Annotated in this window: 11 protein-coding genes; 1 reads left to right on the top strand and 10 read right to left on the bottom strand. The window is 68.7% G+C overall.

What is annotated here, in order from left to right; all coding sequences use genetic code 11:
• Positions 1 to 97: 97 nt before the first annotated feature.
• The 10 genes from G503_RS0103135 to queA form a co-directional block, all read right to left on the bottom strand.
• On the bottom strand, positions 98 to 928 hold the full coding sequence (locus G503_RS0103135; protein ID WP_235715477.1) for an ABC transporter ATP-binding protein: 831 nt from the start codon (positions 926 to 928) through the stop codon (positions 98 to 100).
• Complete coding sequence (locus tag G503_RS0103140; RefSeq protein WP_028026441.1) at positions 921 to 1,919, bottom strand: FecCD family ABC transporter permease; 999 nt, start codon at positions 1,917 to 1,919, stop codon at positions 921 to 923. Before G503_RS0103140 ends, G503_RS0103135 begins: the two co-directional genes overlap by 8 nt.
• 6 nt (positions 1,920 to 1,925) lie before the next feature.
• Positions 1,926 to 2,936, bottom strand: coding sequence for an ABC transporter substrate-binding protein (locus G503_RS13375; RefSeq protein ID WP_235715478.1), 1,011 nt, complete (start codon positions 2,934 to 2,936; stop codon positions 1,926 to 1,928).
• A 211-nt stretch (positions 2,937 to 3,147) separates the two neighbouring features.
• Entirely contained in the window at positions 3,148 to 4,137 is a 990-nt protein-coding gene (gene nirJ2, locus G503_RS0103150; RefSeq protein WP_028026442.1) for a putative heme d1 biosynthesis radical SAM protein NirJ2, read from the bottom strand.
• Positions 4,138 to 4,240: 103 nt separating this feature from the next.
• Positions 4,241 to 5,260: a glutamyl-tRNA reductase gene (locus G503_RS0103155; protein WP_028026443.1), complete on the bottom strand. Its 1,020-nt coding sequence runs from the start codon at positions 5,258 to 5,260 to the stop codon at positions 4,241 to 4,243.
• A gap of 4 nt (positions 5,261 to 5,264) precedes the next feature.
• Complete coding sequence (locus G503_RS0103160) at positions 5,265 to 6,098, bottom strand: hypothetical protein (protein WP_028026444.1); 834 nt, start codon at positions 6,096 to 6,098, stop codon at positions 5,265 to 5,267.
• A gap of 82 nt (positions 6,099 to 6,180) precedes the next feature.
• Positions 6,181 to 6,405: a response regulator transcription factor gene (locus G503_RS16845; RefSeq protein ID WP_028026445.1), complete on the bottom strand. Its 225-nt coding sequence runs from the start codon at positions 6,403 to 6,405 to the stop codon at positions 6,181 to 6,183.
• Positions 6,406 to 6,431: 26 nt separating this feature from the next.
• Positions 6,432 to 6,755, bottom strand: coding sequence for a hypothetical protein (locus G503_RS0103170; protein WP_028026446.1), 324 nt, complete (start codon positions 6,753 to 6,755; stop codon positions 6,432 to 6,434).
• A 35-nt stretch (positions 6,756 to 6,790) separates the two neighbouring features.
• Positions 6,791 to 9,478 carry a protein translocase subunit SecD gene (gene secD, locus G503_RS13380; protein WP_084636236.1) on the bottom strand — a complete coding sequence of 896 codons (2,688 nt, stop codon included), beginning with the start codon at positions 9,476 to 9,478 and terminating at the stop codon, positions 6,791 to 6,793.
• A gap of 461 nt (positions 9,479 to 9,939) precedes the next feature.
• A complete protein-coding gene (gene queA, locus G503_RS0103180) occupies positions 9,940 to 11,037 on the bottom strand; it encodes a tRNA preQ1(34) S-adenosylmethionine ribosyltransferase-isomerase QueA (protein WP_028026447.1) in 1,098 nt (365 codons plus the stop codon).
• Between the two features lie 141 nt (positions 11,038 to 11,178).
• Here queA and G503_RS13385 point away from each other — a divergent pair, with 141 nt between their 5' ends.
• Positions 11,179 to 12,078 (top strand): HAD family hydrolase, encoded by a 900-nt coding sequence (locus G503_RS13385; RefSeq protein WP_202805154.1) that lies wholly within the window; start codon positions 11,179 to 11,181, stop codon positions 12,076 to 12,078.

Below are 12,078 nucleotides of genomic sequence, written 5' to 3' on the forward strand. Positions count from 1 at the left end.
CGCCGAGCGGCGGCAGGACCGCTGGCCCACGGCCGCAGAAGGGCCCCGCGGCGGAAGTTCACGGCCGCGGGAACCCCCCCCCGAAGCCGCGAAACCCCTAGGAGCGCGGGTACAGCACATAGCCGTGCTCGACGCCCCCGTCGGGGCGGCGCCGCTCGTGGGGGCACACGTCCATGGCGAAGGCCGCACCCACGGCATCGGCGGCGAGCACCTCTGCCACCGCTCCTTGGGCCCGGACCCTCCCCCGCTCCATAACCACGAGGCGATCGGAGTAGCGCAGGGCCAGATCCAGGTCGTGGATGACCATGGCCACGGTCTTGCCCTCGCGCCGGTTCAGATCGCGCACCAGGGCCATGAGGTCGTGGCAGGCATTGATGTCCAGGTAGGTGGTGGGCTCGTCCAGCACGATGAGGTCGGTGTCCTGGGCCAGGATCATGGCCAGATAGGCCCGCTGGCGCTCGCCGCCGGACAGCCGGCGCAGGTCGTGGCGGCGCAGGCGCTGCACCCCGGCGCGCTCGAGGGCCGCCTCCACCGCCTCGCGGTCGGCAGGCCCCAGGCGCCCCGTGCGGCCCCCATAGGGGTGGCGGCCACAGGCCACGAGGGCCTCCACGGTCAGGGGAGGCACCCGCGGGCTCTGGGCGAGCACAGCCAGGCGGCGGGCGCGCTGGCGAGCCGACAGGGCACCGGTGTCGCAGCCGTCCACCACAACCCGGCCCGCCGCCGGGCGCAGAAGCCCCGCGGCCAGCTTCACCAGCGTGGACTTCCCGCACCCGTTGGGGCCGACGATGCTCGTGATGCGGCCCGCGGGAATGGCGGCCGAGAGCCCCTCGATGAAGGGGGCGCCGGGGCCGTAGGCGAAGGCCACGCCCTCATAGGCGATGGCCGGGCGCGCTTCGGGCCCGGCGGCGGTATCGCTCAGCTCAGTCAAGGCCGCCTCCTTTGTTCTTCAGAATGAGGTAGATGAAGAAGGGCCCGCCGATGAAGGCCATGAGGATGCCCACGGGCAGCTCGTAGGGGGCGAACATCACCCGGGCCAGCAGGTCGCAGCCCACGACGAAGGCCGCGCCGACCACGGCCGAGACCGGCAGCACCCAGCGGTTGTCGTGGCCGACGAAGAACCGCACGGCGTGGGGCACCACGAGCCCCACGAAGCCGAGCAGCCCCGCGAAGCTGACGGCGGCGCCGGCGAGCACCGCCGCCACGGCCAGAAGGGCCATGCGCGCGGCCCGCACGTTCAATCCCAGGCCGTGGGCCGTCTCGTCGCCCAGGGCGAGGATGTTGAGCCGCGCCGCCCCCACAGCCGCAGCGACCAGACCGGCGGCAATGTAGAGGGCCGGCCAGCCCAGATCGGCCATGAGCACGCCGGACAGGCCGCCCACGAGGAAATTCGCCGAGCCGATGTAGGCGTCGGGGTCCACGATGAGAATGGTGTTCATGCCCGCGCCGAACACCGTGGTGATGGCGATGCCGGCGAGCACCACGGTGAGCCGCGACAGGCCGCCGCCGAGGGATAGGCCGAAGATGATGAGGGCTGTGACGAGGGCCCCCGCGAAGGCGGCCAGGGGCGCGAGCCACAGCACCCCCGGCACGAGGGCGGCGGCCAGCAGCACGAACAGCCCGGCCCCGGAGTTCACGCCGACGACGTTGGGGCTCGCGAGCGGGTTGTCCAGGGCCGCCTGGATGATGGCACCGGAAGCGGCCAGGGCGGCCCCGGCCAGCAGGGCCGCGAGCACCCGGGGCAAGCGCACGTTGGCCAGGATGGCCCGGGCGGCGTCGGTCACTTCCCCGCCCGTGGCCCAGGCCGCCAGTTCCGGCAGGCTCACCGAGGAGGAGCCGAGCATAAAGCCGAGGGCCGTGGCAGCCAGCAGCAGGACCACGGCCGCCAGCAGCACGGCGATGTTATGGGCACGGCCGAACACGAGCGCCTACTTCTGCCCGTAGAGGGCGTCGAAGAGCGCCGTGTAGGCCTCGTCCCACCGCTCGTTCGGCTTCGACAGGAACAACGTGGGGTCCAGGGTGATGTAGCGGTCGTTCTGCACGGCCGACAGGGCTTCCCAGGCGGGATTGGCGGCCGTGGCCTCCATGAGGCTGCGCGTGGCGGCCTCGGCATCGTTGCCCATGGGGATGACGAAGATGAAGTCGGGGTCCAGCTCGATGACCGCCTCCAGGCTGAAGTCCTTCAGCAGGCTGCGGTTCTCGTCGGCCAGGTTGCGCACCCCCAGGTCGGCCAGCATGGCCCCGGTCTGGGTGCCCGAGCTCTGCACGCGCGTGCCGCCCGAGAAGGTGGTGAGCACGAGGGCCGTCGGCGCCTCGCCGGCGGGCACGGCGGCCTTCACATCCTCGATGGCCGCGGCCACGGCCCCGGCGTTCTGCTCGTAGAGGTCTTCCCGTCCAGTGATGGCAGTGAAGGTCTCCATGAGGCGCTGATAGTCGTCGAAGGTGGTCACTTCGAAGTAGGCCACGGGGATATTCGAGGCCACCAGCGCATCGCGCAGGTCGGCCTGGCTGGAGTCGCCGCCGCGGCCGCCCGTACCGCTCGTCATGATGACGAAGTCGGGATCGAGCGCGATGATGGCCTCCAGGTTCACGCTGGCGAAATCCCCCACCGTGGCCACATCGGGGCTCGCGATGGTGAAGCCCTCGGCCTGAAGCGCATCATCGGACACGCCCACGAGCGTGCCGCCGGCCAGCTCCCAGGCGTTGGCGAAGCTGCCCATGCAGGCCACCACCCGCTGGGGGTTGTCCACGGTCACCTCGTGGCCGAGGTCGTCGGTGAAGGTGACCGGGCCGGGCGTCGCGTCATCGGCGTCGGCGGCATCGGGCGCGGCGGCCTGCTGCTCCGGAGCGGCAGCACTGTCGGCAGCCGGAGCGTCGGTAGCCTGCTGGCCGCATCCGACCAGAGCCAGGGCGAGCACCGCACCGCTCAAGATCAGCATGATTTTTTTCATTCGAATCTCCCCTCTTATTCTAATTCTTGAGATACTGGTTCGCCCAAGGAAGCCAGCGAGGTTTCGACTGGTGCCTGGAATTGTGCTGAACCGCGGCTGAGCGGCCTTCGTGCCGTGAAGGAAAGCGGTGAAGTACAAGGCCAGGTGCCAGTCGGAACCGCAGCGTCAGAACCTCCATTCGACGCAAGACGAATGGAGGTTAAAGTTGTTGACCGTGGGCGCAGTAGTCGTCCTGGGCCAGGATGTCGCCGTCGTGGTAGTAGGCGGCTCGCGCCCGGCAGCCGCCACAGCCGCACCTGTAGTCGCACGTGCCGCAGGCGCCGGAATAGGCCTGGGTGCGCAGGCGCTCGAAGACGGGGCTCGTCTTCCAGATCTCGTCGAAGGGCTGCATCCGCACGTCGCCGGCCTCCTCGGTCATGTAGGCGCAGGGGCGCACTAGCCCCTCGCTGCCCACGACACAGTAGGTGAGCCCGGCCAAACAGCCGCGGCTGAAGCGGGTATCCACCCCGAGCTGCTTGGCCACGCGGGTGAACTGCGGGGCGCAGGTGGGCTTCACGTCGATGGACACCTCGGCCGACTTCGCCATGATCTCCCGCAGCAGCGCCTCGTTCTCCAGCACTTCCAGGCTCGTCTCCTGGATGTAGACGCCCCGGCCCACCGGGATGAGGAAGAAGATGTAGTGGGCGATGGCGCCGATCTGTTCGGCGAAGTCGGTGATGGCGCACACCTCGTCGCGGTTCCAGTCCACCACCGTGGTGTGCAGCTGGAAGGGCAGGCCCGCGCGCTTGCAGGCCTCAATGCCGGCCATGGTGAGGTCGTAGGCGTTGGCCAGGCCGCGGAACTTGTCGTGGCGGGCGGGATCCAGGCTGTCCACCGAGATGCCCATGGCGGCTGCGCCGGCCTCCTTCAGGCGGACAGCCACCTCGTCGGTGATGAGCGTGCCGTTGGTGCCGAACACCGGGCGCAGCCCGCAGGAGGCGGCATGGGCCACCAGCTCGTAGATATCGGGGCGCAGAAGCGGCTCGCCGCCGGAGAAGATCATGATCTTGAACCCGGCCCGGGCGATCTCGTCGATCATCTTCTTCGCCTCGGCGGTGGACAGCTCGCGCTCGTCGACCCCCTCGGCGTCCTGGTAGCAGTGCACGCACTTCAGGTTACATTGATTCGTGGTCATCCACGATACGATCATGGGGCTCTCCTTCTTCTCGTTCCCAACGATAGGAAAGCATAGCCGTCCGCACCCCGACACGGCATCACCCGAACGGCCTAGGTTGGCCGCCGAAAAAGTACACTCAAGCTAACTGGTAGGAGAAGTCGCGCACCGCATCGGCCACGAGCTGCGTCGCCGCCGTGCCCGCGCCGCCGCGGGTCCCGGGCGTGTCGCGGACGAGCCGGGTCACGTCGGTGCGGTTGTAGAGGAAGACGTCGTCCAGGGCGGCCACACGCCCCTCGACGGCATCGCCGTCCGAGGTGTCCACCAGCAAGAGGGGGCGACCCCGGCGAGCGCGCAGGGCGCCCTTCACCAGGCGCTTGTCGAAGGCGGCCGTCACTCCGGGGCTCACCACGACCACGTCGGCATTGCCGAGCACCACGGGCAGTGCCTCGAGCGCGGCGGTGCTCGCCGGCGCACCGGTGGCCACCAGGGTGCCCGCGGCATCGGCGGTGCCCGCGGCGTCCGGAAGGCCCACCGCGACGAACTGTCCCGCCCCGGCCCGACCCAGGGCCTCGGCGGCGGCCGCCGCCAGCGGATCGGCGCCCACCACCAGCACTGTGCGGCGCTCGAGATGGTCGAACACGCGCCGCGCCAAGGCGGCCACCGTGTCGCCCCAGGCCGCCTCCGACGCGCCGCTGCGGGCCACATCCAACCGCGCCGCCAGGGCCCGCGCGGCCGCGGCCAGGGCCGCCAGCTGGGGGCCAGCGACTTGCTGCCGGCTCGAACGGGCCAGGGCCTCCCCCACCGCCGGCGGACCCTCGGAGGCCCGGGCGAACTCGTCGACGGCGGCCACAGCGGCAAACAGGTGCGCCGCGGCGTCCCCCTCGGCGGCGAAATAGCCGTGGGCCGTCGCGTCCGAGGGCACGAGCCCCCTCTCGATCAGGCAGCCCATGACGGCCTCGTAGCCGTCAACGCCCTCGTCCACCACAGCGTACACCTCTACCCGCCCGGCACCGGCCAGCAGCATGACCTCGCTCACCCCGCGCTGGGCGCCCAAGGCGGCCACCAGCTCGTTGCGGGCCCCTTCCGCATCCAAGGCGCAAAGCAGCGGGAGGAAAGATATCCGGCGCGGATTGGCGCCTACCATGACCAGGGCCATGGCGTCACCCGGCCGAGACGGCGATGAGCGCGAGCATGGCCGCGAAGCCGCCGAGACAGAGCAGGGCACGGGCGCGCGCGCCCGCCACCCAGGGCGCGAGGAAGGACAGGGCGGCATAGACCGCCCACAGGGCCGCCACCGCCAGCGACAGGGCGACCCGCGGGGCCAGATAGGCCAGATTCCCCGCGCAGTGGGCGTGGGTCATGGCGGCGAACTGGGCCACCATGTGAGTGAACCCGATGAGCATGGCGCCGGTGAACAGCAGCAGGCCCACCAGGGCCGCCCAGCGCGCCATCTTCGCGAGCGTGTCTAAGGCCGGCGTGGCCGTCACGAGCACCTGGGCGCTGTGGCGGCGCATCAGCCGGCGCTGGTACAGCAGCATCACCGAGGCGGCGGCGCTCACGGCGAAGCAGGCGCAGGCCATGAACACGAGCACGATATGGGGCACGAGCAGGGGCCACTCGTAGAAGGCCCGGTTGTCGGCCCCGGCGGGATCGAGAATGTGCATCCATTGGGATGTCACCATGAGCAGGGCGATCACCGGCGCGGTGATCGCGGCCAGGCCGAGGCCGCGCTTGGTGACGATGAGCCCGGCTGCGGTCACGGCGGCCAGCACCCACGAGGCCAGCATCACGATGTTGGGTCCCGAGAGCAGCGTGCCGGCGGTGGCCGCCGACTGAATGCCCACGATGGCGGAGTGCAGGGCCGCCGCGCCGAAGAACAGCCCGCGGCCCCACCAGGCCCCGCGCGGGCGATCGCGCAGCACGCCCACTGCGGCGCAGGCGCTCGCAGTGCCGTAGAGCAGGACGCAGAGTATTTCCAAATAGAAGACGACCATGGGGCCAGCATTTCCTCTCGTTTCGGCTCCATGATAGCGCCCCGTCCGCCCGACGGCATCGCCCGAACGGGCTATCCCGCCCCTAGCAGCGGCAGAGGATGCCGGTCTCGAAGCCGTAGGCCACCAGAGCCGCGCGGTTGGCGCGGCCCGACTTGGCGGTCATGTGGGACAGATGGGCCTTCACCGTCTGCTCGGACAGGGTCAGGCGAGCGGCGATCTCCTTGTTCGACAGGCCGCCGGCGATGTAGTACAGAATCTGCTGCTCGCGCAGGGTCAGCCCGTGATCGGGATCGGTGACGAGAATCATGGGGACGGGGCGTTCGCGGCCGGGGCCTAGGCGAAGTCGTAGAGGTCCTTGGCGGCTTCCTGGAAGTCGGCGTAGGCCTCGGCGGCGATAACCTCGTCGTCCACCAGCTCGAAGGAGGCCGGCTGGCCTTCCTCGTCCACCTCGGTCACTTCCAGCACCACGACCTCGCCCGAAGAGGTGGCCGGGTGCTCGTCGTCGATGGGGAAGAAGAACCCAAACGAGCTTTCGCCCTTCAGCACCAGGCCGAGGAATTCCAGTTCGACCTGCTCGCCCTTCTCGTCCACCAGGGTGATGGTGACGCCCTCCTCGGTCGGCGGGCAGAAATTGGGGGCGGAACCTTCACGTACCATAGAATCTCCTTGTAACTCGCCGCCGGTCGGAGCCACTATTGGGCCCGTCCGTGACGGTGCTTCTTTTTCTTGTTGCCCGTCTGCTTCGGCTTGGCCGATACGGCGTGGCGACCAACCGTCGCGACCTCGTCCGCCCCCTCGGCCACGGCCGCCTCGGCGCGCTGGGCCTCCAGGCGGGCCAGGGGCACCTGGGCAATGCCCGTGGAGGCCGAGTGATCGAACTCGAAGCGGCCGATCTCGGTGCCGTACTTCTTCTGCAGCTTCGCGAACTTCGGTTCGCGGGTCTTCCACATACAATACAGCGGGCAGGCGATGGCAATGGACGAGTAGGAGCCGGCGATGAGGCCGATAGCCATGGCGAAGGCGAAGTCCTTCAGGGTCTCGCCGCCGAACAAGAGCATGGCGAACACCGGGATGAACGAGGTGAGCGTCGTGTTGATAGTGCGGATGAACACCTGGTTCATGGAGTGGTTAGCCATGGTCATGAAGGTGCAGCGGATGTCCTCGCCCTTCATGTTGTCGTTGATGCGATGGAACACGACCACGGTGTCGTAGAGCGAGTAGCCCAGGATGGTCAGCAGGGCCGCGATGGTGTTCGGGTTCACTTCCCGGCCCACCAAGGCGTAGATGCCCACCACCAGGATAAGGTCGTGCAGCAGCGCCACGATGGCCATGACGCCCATCTTGTACTCGAAGCGGATGGCGATATAGACGATGATGAGCAGGATGGACACGAGAAACGCGATAAGCGAGCTCTGGATGACGCTTGCGCCCCAGTCCGGGCCGATGGTGGTCACCTCGAAATCGCTGGCCTCGAGCCCCAGCGCCTCAGCCACCTGGGTGGCGCGAGCCGTGGCATCCTCGGGGCTCGTGGTGGTGGTGCGCACGAGGAAGCCGGCCTCGCCGCCCGACTCGGTGGTCTGGATGACCGCATCGGGCTCTCCGGCCTCGCTGAAGGCCTCGCGCATCTGCTCGGTGGTCACGTCTCCGGTGCCGTGGAAGGCCACCGAGGTGCCGCCCACGAACTCGATGCCGAAGTTCAACCCGCGGAAGCCCACAACGGCCAGGCAGGCCACCATGGCCACGGCGGCCGCGGTCAGGAACACCTTGCGGTAGCCGAGGAAGTTGATGTCGTGCTTGATGAAGCGGCCCTTGATCTTGCGCACGGCTCTCACCGTCTGGGAGGCCTCGGCCGGATCGTCGGCCTCAACGAGGGAGCGGGTCTCGGCGGCGTTCATCTGGCTTCCGATCTCGGCATCGCGCACAGAGGTGCCCTCGGCAGCGGCCAGCTCGGCGTAGCCCTTCGACGCGTCGATGGAGTCCTTGATACCCCAGAAGCCCGGGTGCTTCGCGATCACCTTCGGCGCCAGCAGGCGGATGAGCGGGGCCTTGAAGATGAGCATCATCGCGATGTCGCAGATGATGCCCAAGGCCAGCGTCATGCCGAAGCCCTTCACCGACGAGGCCGCCAGGAAGAACAGGCACAGCGCCGAGACCATGGTCACCAGGTCGGCGTCGATGGAGGTGAAGATGGCGTGCTTCACGCCGGTGATGGAGGCGGCCTTCACCGAGCGGCCCATGCGGATCTCCTCGCGGAAGCGCTCCACGGTGAGGATGGACGAGTCGGCGGCCATACCGATGGTCAGCACGATGCCGGCGATGCCCGCCAGCGACAGGCTGAACAGGTGGAAGGCCGACAGCGCCGCCAGAATGCCCAGGTACAGCACGGCGAACACAGCCATGGCCGCCGCCGTGATGAGGCCGAGGCCCTTGTAGAACAAAAGCAGGTACAGCATGACCACGGCCAGGCCGATCAGCGCCACGACCACGCCGGAGAACAGCGCGTCCTGGCCGAGGGTGGGCCCGACCACCTGGGACTGGGCGTACTCGAAGGACACGGGCAGCGAGCCGGACTCCAGGATGGTCTGGAGGTTCTTGGCCTCGTCCAGCGTGTAGTGGCCGGTGATCTGCACGTGGCCGTTGGGGATCTCGGACTGGATGGCCGGGGCCGACTGCACCTCGCCGTCCAGGATGATCACGATGAGGCCGTGATCGGCCACCAGATCGCGACTGGCCTGGGCGAAGGCCTCGGCGCCCTGCTGGTTCAGATCGATGTTCACGGCATAGTCGACGGAGCCCTCCTTCTCCTTGCCGATCTGCACGTTGGTGATATCGGCGCCGGTGACGATGGGGGTGTAGGTGCCCGGCTCCACCTTCAGATGCTCGGGCTTGCCCGAGGGGAACGCGTTGCCGAAGGCGTCGGTGACGGTGCCCTCGCCGGCGTACTGGCCGCTCTCGATGGCCTGCTTGACCTGCTCGTCGGTAAACGAGTCCAGGCGGGCGAACTCCAGCGAGCCGGTGCGCCCGATGGTGGCCAGGGCCTCCTCGGTGTTCGACAGACCGGGAATCTGCACGAGGATCTGGTCGGTGCCCTGCTCCTGCACGGTGGCCTCGCTCGCGCCGAGCGCGTTCACGCGGCTCTCGATGATGGCGCGGGACTTCTCCATGTCCTCGGGCGTGACCGCCGCCCCGTCGGTCGACTTCGCGGTGAGCACCACCGACAGGCCGCCCTGGATGTCGAGACCCTGGTTGATCTTCTCCTGGGGCGGGATGAACAGCACCACCGATGCGACGACGAGCAGCGTGGTGAGAATGAGCAGCCAGATGTTGCGACGGTCGTGCGTGCGCGCCGGCTTCTTCTTGACAGTACGTTCCAGAGCCATGAGTTGCCTTTTCCTTGTAACCTTATGCGTAAGCTTCTCCTCGTGAACGCCTGCGAGCGCAACAGCCCCCACGCATTCACGTTAACTTGCCTAGTATGCCACAACGAATCCCAACTGACCAGCCGTTAATTGGCACTATAGACCCCGCCACTCCCCTTCATCGATGATTTCGGCTTCGAATACGCGGTTTTGGGGGCGAAATGGCCCCGAAAGGCGTGGGACCGTATTACCTTGAGCGGCTTTCCCCAGATGGCGCATGGCAGCGGGATCCGAACTGGAGTACCCTGCCCCCGACACCGTGCATTCCAAGCCAGAAAACGAAAAGACCCGGCGATGCACAGCCACGAGCGGCCAAGCGAGGCCCAACGTCCGATATTGGAAGCGGCCCGACGATCGTTCGCCGGGCCGCGTTGCAGGTTACTGTTCGCAGATGGAGCCCGCGGGACTTCGCCCGCTCTCCCCTAGTGCAGGAACATGGCGTCGCCGAAGGAGAGGAGGCGGTAGCGCTCGGCCACGGCGTGCTCGTAGGCGGCCATGACGGACTCGCGGGTGCTGAAGGCGGAGACCAGCATCATGAGCGTGCTTCGGGGCACGTGGAAGTTGGTGATGAGCGCGTCCACCACGGAGAACTCGTAGCCCGGCAGGATGTAGAGGCTCGTGGCCTCGCGGTTGCGGGACACCAGCGCGCCGGCTCCCCCGTTGGCCGCGGGATCCCAGGCGCTCTCCAGGCTGCGCACGCTCGTGGTGCCTACGGCGATCACGCGGCCGCCGGCGGCGCGGGCAGCGGCGACGGCATCCACCGTGGCCTGCGGCACCGTGTAGAACTCGGTGTGGATGACGTGCTTCTCGGGATCCTCCTCGTCCACGATGCGGAAGGTGTCAAGACCCACTTCCAGCTCCACCGTGGCCCAACCGACGCCCTGCTCGCGCAGACGTTCGATGAGCTGGGGGGTGAAGTGCAAACCGGCCGTGGGGGCAGCCGCCGAGCTCTCGCGGCGGGAGTACACGGTCTGGTAGAGCTCCTCGTCGCCGGCATAGTCCTTGATGTAGGGGGGCAGCGGCGTGTGGCCCACGGCGTGCAGGGCCTCGTCCAGGCTGGGCAGCGGCGTGGTCAGCCTCGCCACGCGCTCGCCGCGCTGGCCGTTTCGGGCCCAGTCGATGATCTCGGCCGACAGCACCACATTCCCCGCGCCGTCGGTGAAGTCCACCACGGCCCCAGCCCCGGGCTTCAGGCGCTTGCCCGGGCGCACGAGCACCTCCCAGAAGGCCACGCGGTTGGTGCGGGGCTCGGGGCCTGCGCACTCGCGCAGCAAAAACACCTCGGCCGCCCCGCCGGTGCCGCGCTTGGCACCCAAAAGGCGCGCCGGCATGACGCGGGTCTCGTTGGCCACGAGCAGGTCGCCCGGCCGCAGATAGTCGACGATGTCGCGGAAGATGCGGTCCTCCACCGCACCGGTAGCCCGGTCCATCACGAGCAGGCGGCAACGGTCGCGCTCGGCGGCGGGTTCCTGGGCGATCAGCTCGTCGGGCAGGGCGTAGTCGAAATCATCGGTTCTCATGAAAAGCGCTCCTTAAGAATTGCATCGGCGGTATACTACCACGTTGATCTTGAAACGGCGGCGGGAGCGCCCCGCGGACGGCCCGCTCGGCCGCTCGCGCCCACGCCCCGCCCCCCAAGGCCCCACCTGGAAAGGAATCCCATGGACCCCACCCCGCGCGCCTACCGCGCCATCTGCTTCGATTTGGACGGCACTCTGCTTCCCATGGACCTGGACGTGTTCATGGGCCGCTACTTCGCCGCGCTCTACGACTTCATGGAGGCCCGCGGCATCGAGGGCGGCCCCTTCTTGGAGGCCCTCAAGGCCGGCACCCGCGCCATGGCCGTCCATGACGACGGCCGCACCAACGCCGAGGCCTTCTGGGACACCTTCACCGGTCTTATGGGTGATGCGGACGTGGACTGGGAGCCGCTGCTGACCGAGTTCTACGACGGCCCCTTCGCGGCCCTCGGTGCCGATGTGGAGCCCAACCCGGCCGCCGCGGCGGCCATCGAGACCCTGGCGGCAAAGGGCTATCCCCTGCTGCTGACCACCATGCCCATGTTCCCGCCGACCGCTGTGCGCCACCGCCTGGCCTGGGCCGGTATACGCTCTAAGGCCTTCGCCCGCCTGACCCACTACGAGAATTCCCGCACCGTGAAACCGCGACCGCTCTACTACGCCGAGAACCTGGCGGCAGCCGGGGTGGACGGCACCGACGTGCTCATGGTGGGCAACAACACCGTGGAGGACCTCTCCTTCATGCACCTAGGGGCCGACGGCTACCTGGTGACCGATTGGCTGCTCGACCCGGCGGGCTTTGACCTGGCCTCGGTGAAGCACGGCACCATGGCCGACTTCGCCGCCTTCGCGGCAGCCCTGCCGCCCTGCGCCAATCCGGCCGCGTCCGTGAAGACGGGCACCATCGACCCGGCCGAGGCCGAGGCCGTGCGCGCCGCCAACGACGGAGGCTCCCTGGACGGGGGCGCCGCCGCGGCCCACGCCGCCGCGGCCACCGACGACGTGCTGGCCGCCCAGGCGACCGGCTCCCGGGAGGTGTAG

The organism is Adlercreutzia mucosicola DSM 19490, from assembly GCF_000422625.1.
GTDB lineage: Bacteria > Actinomycetota > Coriobacteriia > Coriobacteriales > Eggerthellaceae > Adlercreutzia > Adlercreutzia mucosicola.

Excerpts from the sequence above, each read along its gene's own strand:
- G503_RS13375 (WP_235715478.1), bottom strand. The coding sequence starts at position 2,936 with ATGCTGATCTTGAGCGGTGCGGTGCTCGCCCTGGCTCTGGTCGGATGC.
- nirJ2 (WP_028026442.1), bottom strand. The coding sequence starts at position 4,137 with ATGATCGTATCGTGGATGACCACGAATCAATGTAACCTGAAGTGCGTG.
- G503_RS0103155 (WP_028026443.1), bottom strand. The coding sequence starts at position 5,260 with ATGGCCCTGGTCATGGTAGGCGCCAATCCGCGCCGGATATCTTTCCTC.
- G503_RS0103160 (WP_028026444.1), bottom strand. The coding sequence starts at position 6,098 with ATGGTCGTCTTCTATTTGGAAATACTCTGCGTCCTGCTCTACGGCACT.
- G503_RS16845 (WP_028026445.1), bottom strand. The coding sequence starts at position 6,405 with ATGATTCTCGTCACCGATCCCGATCACGGGCTGACCCTGCGCGAGCAG.
- G503_RS0103170 (WP_028026446.1), bottom strand. The coding sequence starts at position 6,755 with ATGGTACGTGAAGGTTCCGCCCCCAATTTCTGCCCGCCGACCGAGGAG.
- secD (WP_084636236.1), bottom strand. The coding sequence starts at position 9,478 with ATGGCTCTGGAACGTACTGTCAAGAAGAAGCCGGCGCGCACGCACGAC.
- queA (WP_028026447.1), bottom strand. The coding sequence starts at position 11,037 with ATGAGAACCGATGATTTCGACTACGCCCTGCCCGACGAGCTGATCGCC.
- G503_RS13385 (WP_202805154.1), top strand. The coding sequence starts at position 11,179 with ATGGACCCCACCCCGCGCGCCTACCGCGCCATCTGCTTCGATTTGGAC.